Source organism: Sorangium aterium (assembly GCF_028368935.1).
Classification (GTDB): domain Bacteria; phylum Myxococcota_A; class Polyangia; order Polyangiales; family Polyangiaceae; genus Sorangium; species Sorangium atrum.
In genome coordinates, this window is record NZ_JAQNDK010000001.1 from 3,442,720 (window position 1) to 3,466,031 (window position 23,312).

Genomic DNA, 23,312 nt, shown 5'->3' on the forward strand with positions numbered 1-23,312 from the left:
TCCGATCCTGGAACGCTCTTGCACGACCCGCCTGGAACGCTCTCCCACTGTCGGTGAGGGCTTCAGCATGGTCGGATTCACGACGACACAGGAGTCGCAGGTACGAGCTGTGATAGCGCCCGTCGATCTCGTGCCAGGCCAGCTTCTCGGCCGCTATGAGCTGCTGATCGCCATCGCGCAGGGCGGAATGGGGACGGTGTGGGCGGCCCGAGAGCGCGGCGGGGCGGAGGGCGACAAGATCGTGGCAGTCAAGACGATGCTGCCGGCGCTCTCCAGCGATCCGCGCTGCAAGCGCATGTTCCTCACGGAGTCGCGCATCGCGGCCCGGATCAAGCACCCCAATGTGTGCGCGATCCTGGATCAAGGTGAGCAGAGCGGGGTGCTCTACTTCGTCATGGAGTGGATCGACGGCGACGCGCTCGTGGCGCTGCTCGGCGGCAGCACCCGCAAGCAGGGCAGCCCGCTCCCCCTGCCCGTCGCGGTGAGGATCGCGATCGAGGCGGCGCGGGGGCTCCATGCGGCCCACGAGCTACGGGACGACGGCGGCGCGCTGATCGGGCTCGTTCACCGGGACGTCTCGCCGCACAACATCCTGATCACGCGGGACGGCTCGGTCAAAATCGCCGATTTCGGCGTGGCCAAGGCCATGGCGCAGGTGGACAACCCGACGACCAACACCGGGCACATGAAGGGCAAGATCCTCTTCATGGCGCCCGAGCAGGTCTATAGCGAGCAGCTGGACCGGCGGTCCGACGTCTTCGCGCTCGGGATCGTGCTCTATCAGCTGACGACGGGCACCCACCCGTTCGCCGCCAGCCACGACCTCGCGACGATGGCGCGCATCGCGCGGCCCGAGCCGGTCGATCCGCCGGGCCCCCTCGTCCCCGGGTACCCCGCCGCGCTCGAGGCGGCGGTGATGCGCGCGCTCGCCAAGGATCCGGCCGAGCGCTTCGCGACGATGGCCGAGCTCGCGGACGCGCTGGAGGCGGTGAGCGCCGCCCTCGGCAGCCGCCCCGGCGAGGTCACGGGGTACATCCGCAATGCGCTCGCCGCGCGCACCGCGCGTCGCGCGGCGCTGATCAAGGACGCGCTGCGCGCCGCGGAGGGCAGATCGCGGGGGCGCCCCCCCTCGCGCCTGGACCCGCGCCGCCGCGCCCGGACGATCGCCACCGCGGCGGCGCTCGTCGCCTCGGGCGCGCTGCTCGGGGCGGCGACGCTCCTGTGGATCGGCCTTGGGGAGGGCCCCGGCGCGCCGCCCGTGGCGGTGCCCGCGGCGCCGGCCATCGCGGTGGAGCCGCGCCCGGGGGTCGTCACCGCCGAGCCGCACGCCCCGGAGCCCGCGCACGTGTCAGAGCCGGCCCCGTCCACCACGCCCGCGGCGCCGCCGTCCTCCACCCCCGCCGCGAGCGCGAGCCCGCCTCGCTCCCGATCGCCTGGCGAGACCGGGCGCGCCAAGTTCCGCGAGCCCGGCTTCTAGCGCGCGCCGGGGCCCCGCCCCGCGCCGACGAGCGCGCGCCGGGGCCCCGCCTCGCGCCGAGGAATATTCGAGAGGCGCCGGTTGTCCTCGGGCGGCCGGGCTTGCTATGAGCTCCCACCCGTTATGCACGACGTACGCGCCCTGAACGAGCTGGTCGCCAAAGAGAGCGCCTTCATCGACACCCTGCTGAGCGAGGTCGGCAAGGTCATCGTCGGTCAGACGTACATGATCGAGCGCATCCTCATCGGGCTGCTCACCGGGGGACACGTCCTCCTCGAGGGCGTCCCGGGCCTCGCCAAGACGCTCACGGTGCGGACGCTCTGCGACGCCATCCACGCGAAGTTCTCGCGGATCCAGTTCACGCCGGATCTGCTGCCCGCCGACCTCATCGGCACCGTCATCTACAACCACCAGAAGGGCGACTTCACCTCCAAGCTGGGCCCGATCTTCGCGAACCTCGTGCTCGCCGACGAGATCAACCGCGCCCCCGCGAAGGTGCAGAGCGCGCTCCTCGAGGCGATGCAGGAGCGGCAGGTCACGATCGGCGACACGACCTACCCGCTGCCGAGCCCGTTCGTGGTCATGGCGACCCAGAACCCGATCGAGCAGGAGGGGACCTACCGCCTCCCCGAGGCGCAGGTCGACAGGTTCATGCTCATGGTCAAGGTCGGGTACCCCGCGCGGGCCGAAGAGCGGCAGATCATCGACCGCACGACGTCCGCGATCGAGGGCAAGGCCGCGAAGGTGACGACCCCCGAGGAGCTCGTGTCCGCGCGCAAGGTCGTGCGCGACGTGTACATGGATGATCGCGTGAAGGACTACATCGTGGACGTGGTCTTCGCGACGCGCGAGCCCGGGCAGAAGGGGATGCGGGAGCTGAGCAGCCTCATCGAGTACGGGGCGAGCCCGCGCGCCTCGATCGCGCTGGCGCTCGCGGCGCGCGCGCACGCCTTCCTGCGCCACCGGGGCTACGTCACGCCGGAGGACGTGAAGGCGATCGGCCCCGACGTGCTCCGGCACCGGGTCGTCCTGACCTACGAGGCGGAGGCCGAGGAGGTCACGTCCGAGCAGATCGTCCGGCGCGTGTTCGAGGTGGTCGAGGTGCCGTGATCAAGGCCTCCGGCTCGAAGAACCCGCTGCCGCCCGAGCTCCTGAAGCAGCTCCGGCGCATCGAGATCCGGACGCAACGGCTCGCCAACGAGCAGCTCTCCGGGACGTACTCGTCCGTCTTCAAGGGGCAAGGGCTCTCGTTCCGCGAGGTGCGCGCGTACCTGCCCGGCGACGACGTGCGCTGGATCGACTGGAACGTCTCGGCCCGCATGAGCGAGCCGTTCGTGAAGGTGTTCGTCGAGGAGCGGGAGATGACCGTCATGCTGGTCGTCGACGCCTCGCAGAGCGAGCAGTTCGGCACGCGGCGCGCGTCGAAGGCGCGCGTCGCCGCCGAGATCGCCGCGCTCTGCTCCTTCAGCGCCATCAAGAACAACGACCGCGTGGGCCTCGTGCTCGCGACCGAGGCCATCGAGAAGCTCGTCCCGCCGAAGAAGGGGGACAAGCACGTGATGCGCGTCATCCGGGAGATCCTCGGGCACGAGCCGAAGTACACGGGGACGAACCTGAAGCTCGCGCTCGAGACCCTGGTGAAGGTGGCCAAGCGGAGGAGCGTGGCCTTCGTGATCAGCGATTTCTTCGCCTCCGGCTTCGAGCGCTCGCTCTCGCTCGCGAGCGCCAAGCACGACGTGATCCCGGTGATGCTGGTCGACCCGCGCGACGAAGAGCTGCCCGACGTGGGGCTCGCGACGTTCGAGGACTTCGAGACCGGGGAAGAGGTCGTAGTGGACACCGGCGATCGGGCGGTGCGCGACCACTACCGCGCCGCCATGCGCAAGGTGCGGAGCGACCGCGACAAGCTGTTCAAGAAGCTCGCGCTCGACGCCGTGGTGGTGAAGACCGGCGAGAGCTTCGTGAGCCCGCTGCGCGACCTGTTCGCCAAGCGGGCGCGGAGGCTCAGGCGATGAGGACGCGCCGCTCGGCGGTCCACGCCGCGCGCGGCGCGAGCCCGCTCGCGTGGGCCGCGCTGGCGACGGCGCTCGCGTGCGCGGCGCCGGCGCGATCGCAGCCGGACGCTGGCGGCGCCGGCGGGCCCGCCGCTGACGACACCCCGCCGCCGCCGGCGCTGCCGGCCCCGGCGTCGGCAGCGCCGGCGGCGAAGGAGCGCGGCGAGAGCGTGTGGGCCTCGTGCGCGGAGCACGTGCCGCCCGGCGCGACGCGCCCCCGGATCGAGGAGACGTTCCCGAAGAACGGGTTCAGCGGGTACGCGGCCCACCTCGAGATCACGGTCACGCACGGCAAGGGCGAGACGGTGCTGCCGGAGGGCTTCAAGGTCCAGGGCGACAGCGACGCCGCGCGCGCGATCCAGAAGGCGGGGTTCGTCCTGCCGGAGGCCGACGCGGGCGCGGGGCCGACCAGCACGACGACGGCGACCGACGCCGGCGCCACGACCAAGCTCGTCATCCCGTTCGTCCCGCTGCCCAAGGAGCCCGGGAGGAGCGCCCTCCTGCTGCCGCCGGTGCCGATCGCCGTGTCCCGCGCGAGCGGGGAGCTCGTCACCGTCTGCACCCGGCCGCACGAGATCGTGATCGAGGACCCGATCGCCAACGAGCGGGATCCCAAGGTCAAGCCGAACCCGCCGCCGCGGCCGCAGCGGGAGGAGTGGGTGCTCGCGAAGCAGCTCACGGTCGGCATCCTCATCGGCGCGGCGCTCGGGCTGCTCGTGGCGTGGCTGGTCCGGCGCTGGCTGCGCCGGCCCCGCGTCGTGGTCGCGCCGCCGCCCAAGCTGCCGTGGATCGCCGCGCTCGAGGAGCTCGAGGCGCTCCGGCGCTCCGACCTGCTCGGCGAGGGGCGGACCGGTGAGTACTTCGACCGCGTGAGCGACTGCGTGCGCAAGTACCTCGGCGCGCGGTACGGCTTCGACGGCCTCGAGACGACGAGCGACGAGATGCGGGAGCTGCTCGCGCGGGTGCGCCCGCCCGTGCCGGTGCTGCCGCAGATCGCGCGGTTCCTCGCCGACTGCGATCTCGTGAAGTTCGCGCGCCTCCAGCCGAGCGAGGCCGACTGCCTCACGGCGCTCGACGACGGCGAGAACATCGTGCACCGCACGACCCCGCCGGCGGCGCGGCCCGGCGACGGCGCCGGCCCCCGGAGCTCGCCCGCCGGCGGGCAGCAGCCGCCCGCTCGCCCGTCCGGGACGCCGGAGGAGGCGCCTTGAGCCGCACGAAGCGCGCATCGCTCGCCCTCATCGCGACGCTCGTCGTCGCCGCGGTCGCCTGCGTGTACCCCTACCTCGCGCGCCGCGAGGCCTGGTCCTCGGCGAGCTGGCAGAACCCCTGGTTCTTGCTCGCGCTCATCGCGGTGCCCGTCGTCTGGTACTGGGGCATCTTCGCGGAGGACGCGCGCAGGCCGCGGCTACGGCTCGGCACGGTCGCGCCGCTCGCGCGCGGGCCGCGCGGCCTGCGCAGCCACCTGCGCGACCTGCCGGGCGTGCTGCGCGCCGTGGCGCTCGCGCTGCTCGTCCTCGCGATGGGGCGGCCGGTCAGCGTGCTCCGCGAGCAGCGCTCGGACGACAAGGGCATCGACATCGTCGTGGCGCTCGACCTGTCGGGCTCGATGCGCGCGATCCTCGACGCGCGGCCGAGCGACCTCCCCGGCCAGCCGAAGCTGCCGCGCGGCAAGCGGCTGACCCGGCTCGACACGGCCAAGCTCGTCCTCCAGGACTTCATCAGCCGCAGGAGGACCGATCGCCTCGGCGTCGTCGTCTTCGGCAAGGCCGCCTACGTGCTGTCGCCGCCGACGCTCGACTACCACCTGCTGACGCAGATGGTCTCGCAGATGACGCTCAACGTGATCGACGGCAGCGCGACGGCGATCGGCGACGCGCTCGGCACCGCGGTCGCGCGCCTGCGCAGGAGCGACGCGCAGTCGAAGGTCGTCATCCTCCTGACCGACGGCGACTCGAACGCCGGGGCCATCTCCCCCGAGTACGCGACCCACCTCGCGACCTCGCTCGGCGCGAAGGTCTACACGATCCAGATCGGCACCGACGACGAGGTCGAGGTCGAGGACGGCATCGATCTCTTCGGGCAGCCGCGCTACGTGCGCCACCGCTTCCCGGTGAACCCCGCGCTGCTCCAGGAGATCGCGCAGAAGACCGGCGGCGCGTCGTACGTGGCGACCGACGCGAAGGGGCTCGCGGCCAGCATGCACGACGTGCTCGACCGGCTGGAGAAGACCCGCTTCGAGGCGTCGAGCGCCGCGTACGAGGATCTCTTCCCGTTCCTGCTCCTGCCCGGGGTGTTCCTGATCGGGCTCGACGCGCTCCTGCGCGCCTGGCTGCTCCGGAGGTTCCCGTGAACTTTGCGGCTCCCTGGTTCCTGCTCGGGACGGCGTTCGCCGCGCTGATCGGCCTCCTGCTCATCCTCGGCGGCTTCGGCGTGGCGCGCGCCATCAAGCGCTTCGGCGACGAAGATCGCGTGAAGGCGCTCACCACCGCCGATCCGGCGAAGCGCCGCGCCTGGAAGGGCGTGCTGCTCGTGCTCGCGACGGCGCTCGCGTTCGTGGCCGCGGCGCGCCCCCAGTACGGCAAAGGCACGCGGCTCGTGCCGGCGACCAACGTCGACGTGGTGATCGTGCTCGACTACTCGAAGAGCATGTACGCGCGCGACGTCGAGCCGTCCCGCATCTTCCGGGCGAAGGTCGAGGTCGCCCGCCTCATCAAGGATCTCGAGGGCGCGCGCTTCGGCGCGGTCGCGTTCGCCGGCGAGCCGATGGGCTTCCCGCTGACCGCCGACGGCGCGGCGATCGCGCAGTTCTTCCGCCAGCTCGACCCGAACGACATGCCGATCGGCGGCACGGCGATCGCGCGCGCGCTCGACCAGGCGAACGAGCTCCTGAGGCGCGATCCGAAGTCCGCCGAGCACAAGCGGATCATCCTGCTCGTCACGGACGGCGAGGACCTCGAGGGCTACCCGCTGAGCGTCGCGCAGGCGATCGGCGCCCAGGGCACGACGATCCACGTCGTTCAGATCGGCGGGCGCACGCCGGAGCCGATCCCGGAGATCGGCCAGGACGGCCGCATCGTTGGGTGGCGGACGGATCGCCAGGGCAAGCCGCTCACGACCGAGCTGTCGCTGTCGGGCGAGCAGCAGCTCGCGTCGATCGCGCAGGCGACGCCGGGCGGGCAGATCATCCGCGCGGAGAAGGGGACCACGGGCATCGAGACGATCGCCGCGGAGCTCAGGCGGCAGATGAAGAGCGAGCTCTCGGAGCGGGTCGAGACGGTCTACGCGGACGTCTACTTCTACCCGCTCGGCCTCGCGATCCTGCTCCTCATCGCCGAGGTGTTCCTCAAGGACGCTCCGCGCCGTCGCTTCGTGGCGACACACCCCGAGGCCGCGCCGAAGCGCGCCGGACTGCTGAAGGGGCGCCCGCTCGGCGCGGACCTCGCGGCGGGAGCGGGGCCGACGCCTCGGGGCAACGCGGGAGGGCAGCATGCCGCGTCGTGATCGCAAGCGCGTGGATCTCGCCGGGTTCTTCGCGCGCCGGGGGCGCTGGATCGCGATCGGGCTCGCCGCCGCGTGCCTCACCGGGGCCGCGTTCTCGGCGGCGACCGGGTGCAGCGGGTGGGATCCGACGTCCCCGTTCGAGCGGAACGCGCCGGCGGTCGACCAGGCGATCCGCGATCTCGACGCGGGCAACCTCGAGTCTGCCGCGCAGGCCCTCGAGAGCTACCTGGGGACGGGCGCGTGCAGCGACGCCGGCATCGGGCTGCCGGACTCCGTTCGCCAGAAGCCGAACGGCTCGTTCGATCTCGGGCTGACGCTGTTCCACCTGGCCGAGCGCTACGGTCATCGGTTCGGTGACGAGGGGCTCGCGGACGGCGGGCCGGAGCAGGAGCAGAGCGACGCGCTGCGCGGGATCGAGATCGACTGCGCGCTGGTCCTCGTGAAGGCGATCGGGGCCGATCCGAGCGTGCCGGCCGACCTGCGCGCGCGGGCCCGCTACCTCTCGGGCAACCTCGAGTTCTTGCGGCGCAAGTACGAGGATGCGGTGACGTATTACGACCAGGCGCTGGCCATCATCCCCGGGGTCCTCGAGGAGGCCGGTGGCGACGGCGTCGGCCGGGACGCGGCCTGGAACCGGGCGATCGCGCTGCGGCGCATCGAGGACCAGAAGGACGCCGCGCCGCCGGACGCCGAGCCCGATGCGCCGCCGGACGCCGAGCCCGATGCGCCGCCGGACGCCGAGCCCGACGCGGGCGACGACGGCGGCGACCAGGACGCGGGCAACGACGGCGGCGAGCCTGACGCGGGCGACGACGGCGGCGGCCAGGACGCGGGCAACGACGGCGGCGACCAGGATCAGAGCCCCGACGCTGGCCCGCAGGATCAGGCGCCCGACGCCGGCTCACCCGAGCAACCCGAGCCGCCGCGCGAGCAGCCCCAGGAGCCGCCGCAGACCGGTCGGCAGGACGATCGCATCCTCGACCAGCTCGAGGAGGCGCCGACGTATCAGGAGCAGGAGGCGAAGAACAAGGCCGGTATGCGGCGCGGCCGCGGCATGGAGGACAAGTGACGCTCGCGCTCGCCCCCCCGCGCCTCGCGCCGCTCGCGGCCGCGCTGCTCGTGGCGTTGCTCGCGTTGATCGCCCCGCTCCGCGCGCGTGCCCAGCAGCAGCCGGAGCTCACGGCGCGCGCGAGCGCCACCGACGTCGAGGTCGGCGAGCCGTTCACGGTCGAGGTGAAGGCGCTCGTCGAGCGCGGCGCCGGCATGCCCTCCGATCCGGAGCTGCGTGTCCCGCCCGACCTCTCCATCGTCTCCGGCCCGAGCATCGGGACGCAGATGAAGACGCAGCTCGGGGGCGGCGTCATGATCACGCAGCTGGGCATCAGCGCGACGTGGCAGATCGTCGCGAACAAACCCGGCCGCTACACCATCCCGGGGCCGACGATCTCGTGGAACGGCAGGCGCCTGCCGGCGGCTCCGATCCTGATCAAGGTCGCGCCGGCGAGCGGGCGGCCTCGCCGGCCGAGCAACCCGTTCCTGTTGCCCGGCGGCCCGCTGCAGGGCTTCCCATGGCCGTTCGGCGGTCCGGGCGGCCTCTTCGACGACGAGGCGACCCAGGACCAGCCCGAGGCCGAGGCGACAGAGCTGGCGATGCCGCGCGAGCCCGACCCGGTGGTGTTCCTGCGCGCCATCCCCGACAAGACGACCGCGGTGGTCGGCGAGCAGGTCACTGTCTCGTTCTACCTGTACTTCCGCGAGAACGCCGAGATGACCGAGCCCCGCGCGGCGCCCGCGCCGGACTTCCTTCGCCACACGCTCCTCGAGGACCCCCGCACCGAACGGCCCGTGTACACGCGGGTCGGCGGGTACCGCTATGCGGCCCGCCTCGTCGACAAGCTGGCGCTGTTCCCGCTGAAGACGGGCGAGCTGCGCACGGGCAGCATGCAGACGCGCATCACCGGTCGCCGGATCGGCGCGCGCGTGCTGCGCGAATCGAACGACGTCGTCGTGAAGGTCACGGAGCCGCCCCTCGCCGGCCGCCCGTCCGGCTATGCCGTCGGCGACGTCGGTCAGTTCACGCTCAAGGCGACGGTGCAGCCGCGCCAGATCGAGCAGGGCGGCTCGGTGGCCGTGAACGTGCAGATCGCGGGCACCGGCAACTTCCCCCAGTCGCTCCGGGTGCCGGAGCGGACCGGGCTCGACTGGCTCGACCCGGAGAAGCGCGACGCGATCGAGCCGCGCGGCGGCGCGATCGGCGGCACCCGCTCGTTCGGCTACGTCGTCCGGATCCAGGAGAGCGGCGCGGTCGATCTCGGGAAGATCGAGCTCCCCTACTGGGATCCGGCGCAGAAGCGCTACGTGGTCGAGCGCGCCGAGCTCGGCGTCGTCCAGGTCAGCCCGGTGGCTCCTCCGGCGTCGTCCGGACCGCCGTCCAGGGCGCCTCTCGCCGAGGGCGACGGCGCCGGCCGCGGCGCGCCGTTCGCCGGCATGCCGGGGCTCCGCACGTCGCTCGGCCCGCACACCCCGCCCGCGACGCTGCCCCTCGACGGCGCGCCGTTCTGGCTGCTCCTGGCCGCGCCGCCGCTCGCCGTCACGCTGTTCGGCGCGGGCGATCGGCTCTTGCGCCGGGCGCGCGATCGCCGCGCGGCGGGCGCGAGCTCGCCCGCCCGGCTCGCGGCGATAGCGCAGCGCGAAGCGGAGGAGGCGGCCGCGCAGGGAGATCTCGGGGCGACGGCCGCGGCGATCGAGCGTGCGGTGCACCGGGCGATCGAGTCCGCGACGGGCCTCCGCTCGCGCGGCGTCCTGCTCGCGGAGCTCCCTGGCGAGCTCGGCCGGCGCGGCGTCCCCGAGCCGCTCTCGTCGCGCGCGTGCGAGGCGCTGGCCGCGTGCGAGGCGATCCGGTTCGAGCCGACCGCGCAGGAGGGCGGCGGCGCCGCCGCCGCGGCGCTCGTCGAGCAGAGCCGCGCCGTCGTGACCGAGCTCTCGCGATGGAAGCCCGCATGAACGGCCGCCGCAGGCGCCTCCTCGCCGGCGCGCTCCTCCTCGCCGCCAGCCTCGCGCCGGCGCTGCCGTCGAGCGAGGCGCGCGCGCAGCCGGCGGAGTCCCCGGAAGTGATGTTCCAGGAGGGCACGGCGGCGCTCGGCCGCGGCGAGTACGGCGCGGCGATCGACACGTTCGAGCTGCTCGCCGACCGCGGCTTCGTGCACCCGGACGCGAGCTACAACCGCGGGCTCGCCTACGTCACGCGCGTCCGCGAGGGCGCGGATCGCCCCGGAGACCTCGGCCGGGCGGCGGCCGCGTTCGAGGAGGCGCTGCGGCTCCGTCCGGGCGACGCCGACGCGGATCGCGCGCTGGATCTCGTGCGCGCCGAGATCACCCGCCGGCGCTCGCGCCGCGCCACGGATGCGGTCGACGTGCGCCCGACGCTCGGCCGGGTCATCGTCGGCCTCGCCTCGGAGCGCACCTGGGCGGCGGCCGCGCTCCTCGCGTCGCTGCTCCTCGCCCTGGGCGTGGTCCTGCGGCGCCGCCCTGCCGGCCCTGCGCACGTCGCGGGCAGCGTCCTTGCGCCGACGGCGCTCGTCGCGCTGCTCGCGCTGGTGCCGCTCACCTATGCGGCGCGGCACCTCCGCCTCACGACCCGGGCCGGCGTCGTGGTGGTCCCCGAGGTCCGGCTCCTCGACGAGGACGGGCGCGCGCTGCCCCGCGCGGAGCACAGCGCGATCCCCGAGGGTGCGTCGGTCGAGGTCGGCAGGAGATCGGGCGGGCTCGCGGAGGTCCGCTGGGGCGCAACGGAGGGGTGGGTTCCGGCGTCGAGCATCCGGCTGCTCGCTCCATGAGCCGCGCCATCGTGTGCTAGGTTGTCCGCGTGTGGGTACGCCGCGCAGCCATTCGCCCCGTCCCCTCGTACGCTCAGGTGCCGGCGCGCGTCCTGTCCGAGATCGAGGATCAGCTCGCCGAGGATGACGACGACTCGCGCAAGCAGCTCGACGACGCGTTCACGCGCTTCGAGCAGACGCAGCCTGCGCTCGCGGATCGGATCTCCTCGGTGCTCTCCGGCCCGCTCGACGAGACGGCGCTCGCCCTCGGCTATTTCCTGACGCTCGCGATCTGGCTCGCCTTCGACGAGCTGTTCGGTCAGGACCTCGACGAGGTCACCGAGACGGCGCTCACGGGCGTCGAGGAGTCGCTGAACCTGGACGAGCAGATCCGCCTCCACGATCCTGCCGAGGCGGTCGACTCGGACGACGTCATCGCGATGGAGCAGCCCGACGTCCTCGCCTTCGTGCAGGAGCACCTCGACGCGGCGCTCGAGGCGAACGCGCACGAGGTCGACGTCGACGACGTCCACGCGATCTACCGGGTGGTGCTGATCGAGGTCCTGGCCCTGAGCTACGCCGTCCGCCCGCCCTCGAACTGGGTAGCGCTGACGACCGAGTTCACCGCGTAACTTCCCGCCCGTCTCTAGACGACGCCGCTCTATCGTGCTGAGAAGGTGGCTAGGAAGGCTGGCATCTCCGCGCTGCGGCCGTCCTGGAGGAGGACGGTTCGGCGCGGGGCATTGATCGCGTCGAGCACGGCGACGAGCTCGCGGAACGGCGTCTTGTCGTCGCTGTGGAGCACCGCCTGGTCGGCGCGGCGGTCGCTCGGCGCGCGGTGCTCGCCGCTCCGCTCCCACTCGCGCTGGATGGCCTCGCCGAGCTCTCTGTAACGGATCGCGGTGGCTCCCGCCCTGCCGATCTCGACAGGACGTTTGGGGACGCTCACCTCGCTCAGGACAGTCGCGCCCTGCTTCCACACGAGGTTGAACTGATCCTCGCCGACGTGGACATGCATCGTCCTGAGAGGCTCCTTCTGGCACTCCTCACCGCACCCCGCGGCAGCAGGCACCTCCGCGCTCGTCTTGAGCCGCGAGTTCGTGACCCACACCGCCGTGATCAGCAGGAAGGCGATGGTCACCATCAGCAGATCGATGAACGGAATCATGTTGATCTCGCTGTTTCGCGCCCGCCTCTCGCCACCTCCCACGTCGACGCCCGCCATGGCTGCCTCCTTGTGTGTTCGTGTTGTCGCGGCGCACTCGCCCTCTCGGCGGCCGCGCTGCGATAGGAGGACAGAGCGCGGCGCGCGCCGGATGTTCCTGGAAAGCACCAACGTCCGCTCCCCCCGCCACGGGTGAACCGCTCGCGCGGGTGGGCCGCGCCGGCGATCCCGATGAGCGCGACGAGCGCACTCTCAGGCGGCCCACACTCCGCATCGTCCACTATTTCGGAGGCGCTTCGCTCCGCCCAGCCGCAAAAGACGCAACGCGTCAACACAAAGCAGCCTCATCCTTGCACGCCCTGAACATGGACAGGGCGGATGAAAAGCTCGATTTTCTCGGCATGGGCGGAGAGGCAGGTGCCCGTCGCCACGGACGAGAGGGCATCGTACCGTCCCCGGGCCAACGCAGCGTGCCGACCCTCGTGCGTCATGGCCGAGCTGTCCCTTGACAAACAATCCGCTATAACGGATGATGGACCTACGGGTTGGAGGTAAGCGGATGCGCCCCCAGAGTGCTCAAGTGATCGACCTCGAGGAATACCGGCAGCAGCGGCGGGTGGCTCGGAACGAGCATGCTCCCGACAGGAAGCCGTTGCCGGGCAGCTCATTGACCATGCAGGTCGCCCTCTGGTGGTTCCCGATGTGGACGTGGATGCCCGTCTGGCAGATGCGATGAAGACCGTCCGTCAGAACACACCACGGAGCTCTCCTGGGCTCGTTTCCGGCGATGGGCTCGGCGCGTCGTTGCCCGTGGAGGGCTACCAGAACGGCGTGCAAGCGTCCGCCGTATCGGCGGGGCGCCCTTCATCGCCCGTTGGACCACGCTCGCAGCGCAGACCGGAGAGCGTCGCTGGCCCCGCGAGCTCGTACTCCAGCCGCGCAAACGGAGAGGGGCCGCAGCGGGACGTGGACGAGGCCTCCGGAGACGCCTGGGCCTACGAGATGGCCCCGCAGGACGCCTCCTCGGCGCTCACCGGCATCGTCGGGGCCAACCTGCGTCGCCTCCGGACCAAGCGAGGGCTCTCCCTCGAGCGGCTGGCGAAGGCGTCTGGCGTGAGCCGGGCGATGCTCAGCCAGATCGAACTCGGCCAGAGCACGCCGACGATCAACGTGCTCTGGAAGATCGCGCGGGCGCTCGGCGTGCCCTTCTCGGCGCTGATCAGCGACCAGTCGCTCGGCGGCACATCGCTCATCCTGGCCGCGCGCGCCAAGGTGTTGACGTCGCATGACGGCTCGTTCACGTCCCGCGCGCTGTTCCCGTTCGACGTGCCGAGGACCGTCGAATTCTACGAGATCACGCTCGCGCCCCTCGCCACGGAACACGCGGATCCTCACCCACCGGGCACCGTGGAGAACCTCGTGGTGACCTCCGGAACGCTGGAGATGGTCGTCGGCGCCGAGCGCCATGTGCTTGCGACCGGCGACGCGATCATGTTCGACGCCGACGTGCCCCATCAGTACAGGAACCTGACCGATCAGCAGGTCATCCTTTACCTGGTGATGACGTACGTCGAGAAGACGGGCTGACAGGGGCGCTCGACAGCTCGGATCACCGAGGCGCCAGGACGCCGAGAGGGAAAGGACGTCTCCCGGCGCTGCTCTTCTCCCTCCGGTGCCGCGGCGATTCCGTGTGTTCTGCGCTGCGCTCGGGAAATGCCGGCCGCGCCGCCGCGCTCACCTGGATATGCTGGCGACGTTCGAGCCGGCGCCCATGTTGCTCGTGCCGCTCGCGCCGACGCCCATGCCGGTGCTCATGCACATCATCATTGGCATGTTGCCGCACATCATCATCATGGGCATGCCCATTCCCATCATCTTCATCATGGCTTCGCAGCGCTGGCGCAGCATGTCCATCCCCATGCCATCCATGGGAATCATCTTGCAGACCATACCCTCTTTATCCATCTCACAGGTCATCCGCGCCATGATCGGCATCTGACCCATCATGCCCATCATCTGCGGCATCATGCCCATCATCTGCGGCATCATGCCCATCATCTGCGGCATCATGCCCATCATCTGCGGCATCATTCCCATCATCTGGGGCATCATGCCCATCGTCTGCGGCATCATGCCCATCATCTGCGGCATCATTCCCATCGTCTGCGGCATCATCCCCATAGGCCCCATCATCGGCAGGCTCATCATCGGCATCATGGTGTTTCCCTCCGCGCTGCGCTGGTTTCGTTCGCGGTCCAGGCTAGGTGCTCGCGTAGGTAGGGGCAAGCAACGCCACCTGGCCGCGCCCCTTTTCCTCCGATGGAGCAGACAGGTCGCCGCCCCCGACGGATGCTGCGCCGGTTGAGCTCGATGCCCACGTGTGGTTGTGCTCGTTCGGACAGTCGATGACAGGTAGGGCCTCATGAACCGCGCGGCCTCACTCCGGGCAAAGGACATGGACGCTACGTCTCAGCCCCCGAGATACGCGGGTAGCTCCGCACACCGCTTCTGCCCGAGGACATGAATGTTCGGTGCGGTGCAGCGTCGCCCCTGGCCTGCCGGACGCGATGGCGGGCCGAGGCGAGGCCCGCGGAATCGACCGCTGACCGACGCCGGCCAAGCATCACGCCGCGGCGTCGCGCGCCCGTCCGCGCTATCATCGCGCCGCCTCGTCCCGGGCAGCCTGGCCCCCGCCGCATGTCCCAGCCCCCTACCGCGCCCGCGTTCGCCGAGATGACCGTCGGCGCGCACCGCCTCGCGCTCCTCAAGGACGGCGCGCAGGCGTACCCGGCCATGCTCGAGGCCATCGCCCGCGCCCGGCGCACGATCTGCCTCGAGACGTACATCCTCCGGGGCGATCGCACCGGCCAGCGCTTCGCCGAGGCGCTCATGGAGCGGGCGGCGGCCGGCGTCGAGGTGAACGTCCTCTTCGACGCCTGGGGCTCTTCCGTGTCGTCGTCCTTCCTCGACGGGCTCCGCCGCGCCGGCGTCCGCCCCCTCGCCTTCCGCCCCCTCGACCTCTCCGCCCCCCTCGGGAAGGTCGCCCGCCGCGACCACCGCAAGGCGCTCATCGTCGACGGTGCGGTCGCCTTCACGGGCGGCCTCAACCTCTCCGACGACTACGCCGCTCCGGAGGATGGCGGCGCCGACTGGCGCGATACCCACCTCCGCATCGAGGGCCCCGCCGCCGCCGAGCTCCAGTACTTCTTCTTGCGCACATGGCAGCGCACAGGCGGCGCTCCCATCGACGACGAGCGCTACGGCTACGCCGAGCGCAGGCCCGACCCGGCCGTGCAGATCATCAGCAACGACCTCCCCCGCCGGAGGCACCGCCACGGCATCCGCGAAGCCTACCGGCTCGCCATCGAGCGCGCCCGGCGCAAGATCTTCATCACCAACGCCTACTTCCTGCCGCCGCTCCGGATCATCCACGCGCTGTCCGCCGCGGCTCGCCGCGGCGTCGACGTCAGGATCATGGTCGCCGGCACCACCGACGTGCCCGCGGTCCTGCTCGCGTCGCGCGCGATCTACGGCCACCTCCTCGACGCCGGCGCGCGCATGTTCGAGTGGCGCGGCCGCGTCCTCCACGCCAAGACCGCGGTCATCGACGGCCTCTGGTCCACCGTCGGCTCCACCAACCTCGACAGCCAGTCGCTCCGCATGAACCTCGAGGTGAACGCCATCATCTCGCACCGCGGGTTCGCGGGCGCGATGGAGCGGATGTTCGCCGACGACCTCGCCCACTGCCGCGAGATCACCGTCGCGCGCTGGGCCCGGCGCCCGCTCTGGGAGCGCGCCGCCTCGTGGACGGCCTACCTCGCGCGCGACTGGCTCTGATCCGGCGCTGTCCGCCGCGCTCGGCCGGGGGTGCTACCGTTGCGGCATGTCCGATTTCCGCCGCTTCCGCGGCACCGAACGCTACCTCACGAGCGAGGCGCTCGAGGCCGCCGTCAACTGCGCGCTGGTGCTCGAGCGGCCGCTCCTCGTCAAGGGAGAGCCCGGCACCGGCAAGACGCTGCTCGCCGAGGCCATCGCTCGGAGCCTGTCGGCCGAGCTCATCACCTGGCACGTCAAGAGCACCACGCGGGCCCAGGACGGGCTCTACGTCTACGACACCGTGCAGCGGCTCTACGACGCGCGCTTCGGCGACGGCGACGTCCGCGACATCCGCAGGTACATCAAGCTCGGCCCGCTCGGTAATGCGTTCAACGCCTCGGCGCGCGTCGTGCTCCTCATCGACGAGGTCGACAAGGCGGATCTCGAGTTCCCGAACGATCTCCTCCACGAGCTCGATCGGATGCGCTTCCGCGTCGCCGAGACCGGCGACGAGATCGCCGCGCGGGAGCGGCCTGTCGTGATCATCACCAGCAACAACGAGAAGGAGCTGCCGGACGCCTTCCTGCGCCGCTGCGTCTTCCACTTCATCGATTTCCCGGAGCCCGAGCTCATGCGGGAGATCATCCGCGTCCATCACCCCGATCTCGATCGGACGCTCGCCGACCAGGCGATGCAGGTCTTCTACGAGATCCGGAAGAACACCCGGATCCGGAAGCGCCCCTCGACGAGCGAGCTCATCGACTGGATCGCCGTCCTGCGCAGGGCGGGCGTGGGTGAGGTGAAGCTCGACAAGGCGCTGCCGTTCCTCGGCGCGCTGCTCAAGAAGGAGCAGGACCTTGTCGCGCTGGCCGATCAGCTGGCGGGCGGCAGGCGGTTCCGGTCGTAGCGATGTTCGTCGCGTTCCTCTACGAGCTCCGGGCCCGCAAGGTCCCTGTCGGCGCCCAGGAGGCCGTCGGCCTCGCGCGCGCGCTCGCCGCTGGCCTCCACGAGAGCTCGCTCGAAGGCTTCTACCACGTCGCGCGGGCGATGCTCGTCCACTCGGAGGCGCACCTCGACGACTTCGATCTGGCGTTCGCCCAGCACTTCCGCGGCGTGCACGTGGAGGCCAAGGCGGTCACGGAGGAGCTCCTCTCGTGGCTCCGGGATCCCATCAAGATGCGCGCCCTCTCGGACGAGGAGAGGGCGATGATCGAGGAGCTCGATCTGGAAGAGGTGCTCCGGCGGTTCGAGGAGCGCCTCCGCGAGCAGCGCGAGCGCCACGACGGGGGGAGCCGGTGGATCGGGACCGGCGGCACCTCGCCGTTCGGCCGCGGCGGCTTCCATCCGAGCGGCATCCAGGTCGGCGGCCCCGCAGGCGGGCGCAGCGGCGCCGTGCAGAACGCCGACGCCCGCCGCTACCGCCCCTACCGCAGCGATCTCACGCTCGACGTGCGCCAGATCGAGGTGGCGCTGCGCAAGCTGCGCGCCTTCGCGCGCGAGGGCGGCGATCGCGAGCTCGACATCGAGGCGACCATCGACGCGACGGCCAGGAACGCGGGCGAGATCGAGATCGTCACGCGGCCCCCGCGCCGGCCGAACACGCGCGTGATCCTGATGATGGACGTGGGCGGCTCCATGGATCCCAGCGCCGCGCTCGTGTCGCAGCTCTTCAGCGCGGCGAAGCGCGCGACGCACTGGAAGGAGCTGCGGAGCTACTACTTCCACAACTGCGTCTACGAGAGGGTCTTCAGGACCGAGGGGCTCCTCGACCCGATCCCGGTGCGCGAGCTCCTCCGCGAGTGCGGGAAGCACCACAAGCTCGTGATGGTCGGAGACGCCTCGATGGCGCCCTACGAGCTGCTCGGCTCGTCGGGCTCCGGCGGCGGTGCGGGCTCCTCGTTCGACCCCGACGCGCGGCTGCCCGGCGTCGCCTGGCTGATGATGCTCCGCGACCATTTCGATCGCGCCGTGTGGCTGAACCCGGATGGGATCGGCCCCTACCCCCACCCGACCGTCGACGCGATCAAGGGCATCTTCCCGATGTTCGCGCTCACGCTGGAGGGCCTGGGAGAGGCCATCGCCGAGCTCGTCCGCGGCCGCGGCCGCGCCTGATCCATGCGGCGCGCGGGCCCGGGTCAACGGCCCGCGCGGCGGAACACCTCCGCCGTGGCCGACGCGACGAGCGCGCGGTCGAGCCAGCGGTCGAGCTCGCGCTCGCTCCTGCACGCCGAGATCTTCGCCGCGGCCGCCTTCGTGAGCCGCAATCCTCGCCGATCGAGGACACGCCTCAGCGCGTCGCGCTTGCCCTCGAGGATCCCCTCCTCGCGCCCCGCTTCACGGCCTTCCTCGCGCCCCTCTTCGCGACCTTCCTCGCGCCCCTCTTCGCGACCTTCCTCGCGCCCTGCATCGAGCACGGCGTCGAGATCCTCGTATCCACGCCGCTGGAGGAGGTTGGTCAGCGTGCTCTTCTCCGCCTCGCTTCGATCATAGAGCGCCTCGACGCGGACCGCGTTCTTCAGGATGCCCGGCGCGCTCAGCTGCTCCCCGGGGAGCGCGACGCGCACCTTCCGGTGCGGCTCGTGCACCTCGACCCGCCGTGGACCGATGAGGCGCACAACCCACAGGAGCTTCGTACCAGCCGCGAGCAGGTCGGCGATCTTCTCCTTCAGCGCCGCCTCGTCCTGCCCCACGTCGGCGTACTCGATCGCGAGCTCCGGCACGCCCTTCACCCAGCCCGGCCTGTCGGGCACGTTCCCTACCGCGACGTCCGGCGCCAGGAGGGTGCCCGGATCTGGGGAGTACCCCGTGTCCACGCCCACCTCCTTGACCGCCGGGTCCCACCCGACGACCGAGCTGCCCAGGTGGTTCGGCCCCGAGGCGCGCCCCCCCGTGGGGGCGCAGTAGACGGGGTGGCCGTTCGACAGCTCGTACGGATCACCCGCGCGGAGGTGCTCCGCGCGGAAAGGGCCTCGCTCCGCTGTCCGGCGCTTGACCTGCATGAGAGGACGTTAGCACGTCGAGGTGGCGTCCCGGCGACGCTCGCCACGCTCCGCGGCCGTCACGCGTTCGGCAACCACATGCGGAACGCAGCGCCCCCGCACCGGCCCGCCGTCGCGGCGATCTCGCCGCCGTGCGCCTCGACGATGACCCGGCTCAGCGCGAGGCCGAGGCCGGTCCCCTTCACCTTGGCGGTCACGAGCGGATCGAAGAGGTGGTCGGCCACGCACGGATGAACGCCGGGGCCGTTGTCCTCGACCTCGAGGTGCGTGCGCTCATCGCCCCTCCACGCCCGCGTGACGATCACGCCGCCGGCCCCCTCGTCGAACGCCTCGATCGCGTTGAGGTAGAGGTTCGAGAAGACGCGCTCGAGAAGGATCGGGTCGCACAGGAGCGTGAGGTCGGCCGGCGCGACGGCGACCTCGAACCGGACCGCCGTGCGCAACACCAGCGCGTGCCGCGCGCTCTCGATGAGCCGGCCGAGGTGCGCCGGCTCGCGCCGCAGCGGCTCGCCGCGCGCCAGCCCGAGGACGCTGCCGATGACCTCGTGCGCCTTGCGGATCTCGCACGTCACCCGATCGAGGTGGCGCAGCAGGCAAGGCCGATCGTCGAGATCGCGCTGCGCCAGGTAGAGCGACGACTCCGCGACCGCGAGGGCGTTGCGCAGCTCGTGCGCGACGCTCGCGCCGACCGCCCCCGCCGCGGCCAGGCGCGCGGCGCAGCACGCCATCTCGTGACCCTCCTTCGCCATAAAGCAAAGCCCAGCGTAGCCGATCCACGAGCGATCGCCCGCGCACGCTCCACGCTTCGCGCCCCGTACGCCGCCGCCGCCGCCGCCGGGAGGATCTTTACGACGCGACCGTCCCGGGCTGGCTCACTCGGCGTCCGCGGCGACCGGGAGGGCGGGTGTTTGCTCCGGAGCCGACTTGACGCGGCGCGCCCGCTCGAGATCGAAGAGCGAGAAGCGCTCGCCCGCTGCGGAGCCCGCCGGCGAGGCGCGGCCGAACAGCTGAAGCCGCACGGCGCGGTGCGGCGGCGGCGTGATCGCGCCCGGCGCCTCTCCCGGCTCTCCCGCGATCACCGCCGCGACCTCGGACGACTTCACCGCACCCGAGCCGCGGATGTCGACCTCGACCTCGAGGGCGACGAGGTCGCCGACGAGCCCGGCGCGCGCGAGCGCCGAGTGGACCTCGGGCCCGCCGACCTCGGCCCGCACGAGGTACTGGCGCACGTCGACCATCTTGGCGAGCCGCTCGATCTCCCGGCGGATCGGGAGCGACGCGGCCGAGAGGGCGGCGCTGCAGCGGGCCGCGAGGAGCGCCTCCGCGTCGCCGCCGATCGCGGAGCGCGCGAAGGCGAGCGCGTAGCGCGCGCCGGCGATCAGCTTGCTCAGGGACGGGTCCTCCGGGCCGAGCTTGACGGCGCCGCGGAACACCAGCCCGCGCGGGCTCGCGGCCGACATCGCGGCGACGAGCGCGTTGAGCGCGGCGGGATCGAGGTCGCGCTCGAGGCGGAGGTCGACGTACTCGTCGAGGCTGATCACGCCGAGCGAGAGCGCCGGCGAGAAGGTCATGTCGGGCTTCGGGTGGAAGCCCGCGGTGTAGGTCATCGGCGCGCCGACGCGCCGGAGCACGCGGGGCAGCTCGCGCACGACGTCGAGGTGGCCGAGCAGCGCCATCGGCCCGGCCTTCTCGAAGCGGAAGCGGTAGCGGAAGCCGCCGCGCCCCTTCGGCGCCGGCGCGATCCGCCGCGCGCGGTGGGGCGCCTCCCCTGCGGCGCGCGAGGGCTCCCTCTCGTCGCCGCTCGCCGGCTCCGCAGCGGGCGCGCTGACCCGCTCCGCTCCGCCATCGCTCGCCCGCTCCGCTCCGCCTCCGCTCGCCCGCTCCGCTCCGCCTCCGCTCGCCGGCTCGCCAGAGGGACCCGCGGCGACCGCGGGCGGCGCGGCGCCTGCCTCGGTGAGCACCGGAAGCGAGCGCCGGTGGGCGCCGAGCCGATCGAGGAAGGTGAGCCGCTCCTCGCGCATCTGCGTCATGTCGCAGGCGACACCGCAGTCGTAACAGACGAGCCGCCGCGTGTCGGCCTTGGCGTCGTCGAGGTTCGTGTGGTGGACGAACGCGCCGGCGACCTTGCCGCACGGCGGGCTCAGGCGGCTCTGGAGCGCCTTCCTGTACTCCTTCGCGAGGAAGCCCTCCTCGAGGCCGACGTCGATGTGATCCCAGGGCAGCCGCGCCGTCACGGGGAGGGTTCCGAGGTACTTCGCGCGGCCGACGCCGACGTGCGTGAACGCCTCCTCCCACACGGCGAGATCGAGCTGGTCCTCCCACGAATCGAAGCGGGCGCCGTGCCGCCAGGCCCGCTCGAGGACGTCGGCGAGGGGGCGGTCGCCGCGGGCGAAGATGCCCTCGAGGACGCTGGCGTGAGCCTCGTGGGTCTTCAGCGTGACGGCGCGATACGGCCGCACCGTGTCCTTGAGCAGCTGCTGCTTGCGCCCGACCTCGCCGAGCGGGTCCATCGCCGCCCACTGGAAGGGCGTGTGAGGCTTCGGCACGTGGGTCGAGACGCTGACCGTCACGTCGACCGGCTTGCCCTTGCCCGCCGCCCTCCGCCCGGCGCCGGCCGCGCGGGCGCCCGTCTCGACGATGCCGCGCACGTCCTCGTCGGTCTCGGTCGGCAGGCCGATCATGAAGTAGAGCTTCATCTTGCCCCAGCCCCGGCTGAACACGCGCTCGGCCGTCTCGAGGAGCTGCTCCTCCGTGACGTTCTTGTTCACGACGTCGCGCATCCGCTGGGTCCCCGCCTCCGGCGCGAAGGTGAGGCCAGTCGCGCGCACGCGCTTGAGCTCGTCGAGCAGGTCGGGCTCGAGCCCGTAGGCGCGCAGCGACGAGACGCCGAGCGAGATGCGCTCCGCGGTGAGGCGCTCGGTGACCTTCTTGATGAGCGGCGAGATGCACGAGACGTCGGCGGTCGACAGCGCCGTGAGCGAGACCTCGTCCTGGCCGGACCTCTGCACCGCGCGCATCACGGTGTCGACGATCTGCTCGGGATCGCGCTCGCGGACGGGTCGGTAGATCATGCCGGCCTGGCAGAAGCGGCACCCCTCGGTGCAGCCGCGGGCGATCTCGATCGACATGCGGTCGAAGATGGCCTCGGGCCCGCCGGTGGGGCTCTCGTCGGGGAACGGGTACTGGTTCAGATCGACGAGGGCGCGCTCGATCGGGAAAGGGATCCCGGAGGCGAGCGGGCGGTCCACGACCTCGAAGCCGGTGTCGGGATCGAGCCGGGTCGCGTAGAGCGAGGGCACGTAGACGGCGCCGAGGCGCGCGATCGCGACGAGCCGCTCGCGCCGCGGCACGCCCTCGCGCTTGAGCCGCGCCCACGTGAGGGCGACCTCGGTCGCCTTCTCCTCGCCGTCGCCGATGACGATGGCGTCGAGGAAGGGGGCGATCGGCTCGGGGTGGGTCGCCGTCGGGCCGCCCGCGATCACGATCGGGTCGTCCTCGCCGCGGTCCGCCGCGCGCAGCGGGATGCCGCCGAGGTGCAGCATCGTGAGGATGTTGGAGTACGTGAGCTCGAACTGGAGGGAGAAGCCCACGACGTCGAAGTCCCTGAGCGGGCGCGCGGACTCGAGGGACACGAGCGGCAGCCCGCGCTTCACGAGCTGGGCCTCCATGTCGATCCAGGGCGTATAACAGCGCTCGGCCAGCGTGCGCGGGTCGTCGTTCAGGAGCTTGTAGAGGATCTTGAAGCCGAGGTGGCTCATCCCGATGTCGTAGACATCCGGGAATGCCAGGCAGACGCGCGCCTCGACCGACGCCCAGTCCTTCACGACCGAGCCGACCTCGCCGCCCGCGTAGCGCGCGGGCTTCTCGACCTGATCGAGGAAGGAGGCGTACGGGTGATCGGCGAGCAGGGGGAGGCTGTCCATGGCGCTTCGGCGCGTAGCATGGCCGGCCGGCGCCGGCACCCGCGGCTCGCTCGAGCCGGCTCGAGCCGCCGTCCGGGGCCGCAGGCCGGAGCGGCGCGGCGGTCTCCTTGGGCTATGCTCACGACGTGCGCGAGCGTGATGCCCATCATGTGGAGCTCGACCGGGCGCGGCACGTCGAGTACCGGGACCCCAGCGAGTTCGACCGGATCGCCTTTGCCATGCGCACGCTGGACCGCCTCCGGCCGAAGCGGATGACGGTGGCCGTCTACCCCGCGCTCGCCGCGATGCGCGTCGAGCGCGGGAGCAACTTGCATCGCGGCGAGGGCGGCTCGTGGGCGATCGTCGGCATCCCGCCGCACGCGAGCCGCGAGCACATCGCGTACGCCCTCGCCGAGCTCGCGGGCGTCGAGTCGGTGCCTTACGCCGTACAGAGCCTCCTCGCCGCCGACAGGAACACCGACGCCTAGGCGCGCGCGCCGTAGCGTTGGAGCGCCCGAGCGCCGCTGCGCGGACATCGCCGCCGTCCCGAGATCGGCCGCGCGCGGCGGCGGGGCGGATG

20 protein-coding genes are annotated in these 23,312 nt (G+C 72.0%); 15 read left to right on the forward strand and 5 right to left on the reverse strand.

What is annotated here, in order from left to right:
- Positions 1-130 precede the first annotated feature (130 nt).
- From POL72_RS12755 to POL72_RS12800, 10 genes are all read left to right on the forward strand, one after another.
- On the forward strand, positions 131-1,477 hold the full coding sequence (locus POL72_RS12755; RefSeq protein ID WP_272095441.1) for a serine/threonine-protein kinase: 1,347 nt from the start codon (positions 131-133) through the stop codon (positions 1,475-1,477).
- A gap of 123 nt (positions 1,478-1,600) precedes the next feature.
- The gene (locus tag POL72_RS12760; protein WP_272095442.1) at positions 1,601-2,587 is read left to right on the forward strand and encodes an AAA family ATPase; all 987 of its coding nucleotides are present in this window, start codon (positions 1,601-1,603) and stop codon (positions 2,585-2,587) included.
- Positions 2,584-3,492: a DUF58 domain-containing protein gene (locus POL72_RS12765; protein WP_272095443.1), complete on the forward strand. Its 909-nt coding sequence runs from the start codon at positions 2,584-2,586 to the stop codon at positions 3,490-3,492. Before POL72_RS12760 ends, POL72_RS12765 begins: the two co-directional genes overlap by 4 nt.
- The gene (locus POL72_RS12770) at positions 3,489-4,742 is read left to right on the forward strand and encodes a hypothetical protein (RefSeq protein ID WP_272095445.1); all 1,254 of its coding nucleotides are present in this window, start codon (positions 3,489-3,491) and stop codon (positions 4,740-4,742) included. The genes POL72_RS12765 and POL72_RS12770 overlap by 4 nt, the downstream gene beginning before the upstream one ends.
- Positions 4,739-5,884, forward strand: coding sequence for a VWA domain-containing protein (locus tag POL72_RS12775; protein ID WP_272095446.1), 1,146 nt, complete (start codon positions 4,739-4,741; stop codon positions 5,882-5,884). Before POL72_RS12770 ends, POL72_RS12775 begins: the two co-directional genes overlap by 4 nt.
- Entirely contained in the window at positions 5,881-7,035 is a 1,155-nt protein-coding gene (locus POL72_RS12780) for a vWA domain-containing protein (RefSeq protein ID WP_272095447.1), read from the forward strand. The genes POL72_RS12775 and POL72_RS12780 overlap by 4 nt, the downstream gene beginning before the upstream one ends.
- Complete coding sequence (locus tag POL72_RS12785; protein ID WP_272095448.1) at positions 7,022-8,104, forward strand: tetratricopeptide repeat protein; 1,083 nt, start codon at positions 7,022-7,024, stop codon at positions 8,102-8,104. The genes POL72_RS12780 and POL72_RS12785 overlap by 14 nt, the downstream gene beginning before the upstream one ends.
- Positions 8,101-10,038 carry a BatD family protein gene (locus POL72_RS12790; protein WP_272095449.1) on the forward strand — a complete coding sequence of 646 codons (1,938 nt, stop codon included), beginning with the start codon at positions 8,101-8,103 and terminating at the stop codon, positions 10,036-10,038. Before POL72_RS12785 ends, POL72_RS12790 begins: the two co-directional genes overlap by 4 nt.
- Positions 10,035-10,871: an outer membrane protein assembly factor BamD gene (locus tag POL72_RS12795; RefSeq protein WP_272095450.1), complete on the forward strand. Its 837-nt coding sequence runs from the start codon at positions 10,035-10,037 to the stop codon at positions 10,869-10,871. Before POL72_RS12790 ends, POL72_RS12795 begins: the two co-directional genes overlap by 4 nt.
- Positions 10,872-10,900: 29 nt before the next feature.
- A complete protein-coding gene (locus POL72_RS12800; RefSeq protein WP_012239127.1) occupies positions 10,901-11,482 on the forward strand; it encodes a hypothetical protein in 582 nt (193 codons plus the stop codon).
- Positions 11,483-11,511: 29 nt separating this feature from the next.
- Here the strand turns inward: POL72_RS12800 and POL72_RS12805 are convergent, their stop codons facing one another.
- The gene (locus POL72_RS12805; protein WP_272095451.1) at positions 11,512-12,075 is read right to left on the reverse strand and encodes an ExbD/TolR family protein; all 564 of its coding nucleotides are present in this window, start codon (positions 12,073-12,075) and stop codon (positions 11,512-11,514) included.
- 906 nt (positions 12,076-12,981) lie between these two features.
- Between POL72_RS12805 and POL72_RS12810 the strand changes: the two genes are divergently transcribed.
- Positions 12,982-13,602: a helix-turn-helix domain-containing protein gene (locus POL72_RS12810; RefSeq protein WP_308738114.1), complete on the forward strand. Its 621-nt coding sequence runs from the start codon at positions 12,982-12,984 to the stop codon at positions 13,600-13,602.
- A 147-nt stretch (positions 13,603-13,749) separates the two neighbouring features.
- Here the strand turns inward: POL72_RS12810 and POL72_RS12815 are convergent, their stop codons facing one another.
- Positions 13,750-14,232, reverse strand: a complete 483-nt coding sequence (locus tag POL72_RS12815) for a hypothetical protein (protein WP_272095454.1) — start codon at positions 14,230-14,232, stop codon at positions 13,750-13,752.
- Between the two features lie 480 nt (positions 14,233-14,712).
- On the opposite strand from POL72_RS12815, the gene POL72_RS12820 reads away from it, so the two are divergent.
- The 3 genes from POL72_RS12820 to POL72_RS12830 are packed head-to-tail and all read left to right on the forward strand — an operon-like array spanning position 14,713 to position 17,943.
- On the forward strand, positions 14,713-15,852 hold the full coding sequence (locus POL72_RS12820) for a phospholipase D-like domain-containing protein (protein WP_272095455.1): 1,140 nt from the start codon (positions 14,713-14,715) through the stop codon (positions 15,850-15,852).
- A 46-nt stretch (positions 15,853-15,898) separates the two neighbouring features.
- A complete protein-coding gene (locus POL72_RS12825) occupies positions 15,899-16,738 on the forward strand; it encodes an AAA family ATPase (protein WP_272095456.1) in 840 nt (279 codons plus the stop codon).
- Between the two features lie 2 nt (positions 16,739-16,740).
- Positions 16,741-17,943, forward strand: a complete 1,203-nt coding sequence (locus tag POL72_RS12830) for a vWA domain-containing protein (RefSeq protein WP_272095457.1) — start codon at positions 16,741-16,743, stop codon at positions 17,941-17,943.
- Between the two features lie 23 nt (positions 17,944-17,966).
- Here POL72_RS12830 and POL72_RS12835 read toward each other — a convergent pair whose 3' ends face one another.
- The 3 genes from POL72_RS12835 to POL72_RS12845 all read right to left on the reverse strand — a co-directional run bounded on the left by POL72_RS12835 (position 17,967) and on the right by POL72_RS12845 (position 22,753).
- Positions 17,967-18,830: a Uma2 family endonuclease gene (locus POL72_RS12835; RefSeq protein WP_272095458.1), complete on the reverse strand. Its 864-nt coding sequence runs from the start codon at positions 18,828-18,830 to the stop codon at positions 17,967-17,969.
- 59 nt (positions 18,831-18,889) lie between these two features.
- Complete coding sequence (locus tag POL72_RS12840) at positions 18,890-19,558, reverse strand: sensor histidine kinase (RefSeq protein WP_272095459.1); 669 nt, start codon at positions 19,556-19,558, stop codon at positions 18,890-18,892.
- Between the two features lie 144 nt (positions 19,559-19,702).
- Positions 19,703-22,753, reverse strand: a complete 3,051-nt coding sequence (locus tag POL72_RS12845; protein ID WP_272095460.1) for a TIGR03960 family B12-binding radical SAM protein — start codon at positions 22,751-22,753, stop codon at positions 19,703-19,705.
- A 125-nt stretch (positions 22,754-22,878) separates the two neighbouring features.
- On the opposite strand from POL72_RS12845, the gene POL72_RS12850 reads away from it, so the two are divergent.
- Complete coding sequence (locus tag POL72_RS12850) at positions 22,879-23,220, forward strand: hypothetical protein (protein WP_272095461.1); 342 nt, start codon at positions 22,879-22,881, stop codon at positions 23,218-23,220.
- Positions 23,221-23,312: the final 92 nt, after the last annotated feature.

Coding starts and splice junctions, on each gene's coding strand:
- POL72_RS12760 (WP_272095442.1), top strand. CDS start 1,601: ATGCACGACGTACGCGCCCTGAACGAGCTGGTCGCCAAAGAGAGCGCC.
- POL72_RS12770 (WP_272095445.1), top strand. CDS start 3,489: ATGAGGACGCGCCGCTCGGCGGTCCACGCCGCGCGCGGCGCGAGCCCG.
- POL72_RS12785 (WP_272095448.1), top strand. CDS start 7,022: ATGCCGCGTCGTGATCGCAAGCGCGTGGATCTCGCCGGGTTCTTCGCG.
- POL72_RS12795 (WP_272095450.1), top strand. CDS start 10,035: ATGAACGGCCGCCGCAGGCGCCTCCTCGCCGGCGCGCTCCTCCTCGCC.
- POL72_RS12805 (WP_272095451.1), bottom strand. CDS start 12,075: ATGGCGGGCGTCGACGTGGGAGGTGGCGAGAGGCGGGCGCGAAACAGC.
- POL72_RS12815 (WP_272095454.1), bottom strand. CDS start 14,232: ATGATGCCGATGATGAGCCTGCCGATGATGGGGCCTATGGGGATGATG.
- POL72_RS12820 (WP_272095455.1), top strand. CDS start 14,713: ATGTCCCAGCCCCCTACCGCGCCCGCGTTCGCCGAGATGACCGTCGGC.
- POL72_RS12825 (WP_272095456.1), top strand. CDS start 15,899: ATGTCCGATTTCCGCCGCTTCCGCGGCACCGAACGCTACCTCACGAGC.
- POL72_RS12830 (WP_272095457.1), top strand. CDS start 16,741: ATGTTCGTCGCGTTCCTCTACGAGCTCCGGGCCCGCAAGGTCCCTGTC.
- POL72_RS12835 (WP_272095458.1), bottom strand. CDS start 18,830: ATGCAGGTCAAGCGCCGGACAGCGGAGCGAGGCCCTTTCCGCGCGGAG.
- POL72_RS12840 (WP_272095459.1), bottom strand. CDS start 19,558: ATGGCGTGCTGCGCCGCGCGCCTGGCCGCGGCGGGGGCGGTCGGCGCG.
- POL72_RS12845 (WP_272095460.1), bottom strand. CDS start 22,753: ATGGACAGCCTCCCCCTGCTCGCCGATCACCCGTACGCCTCCTTCCTC.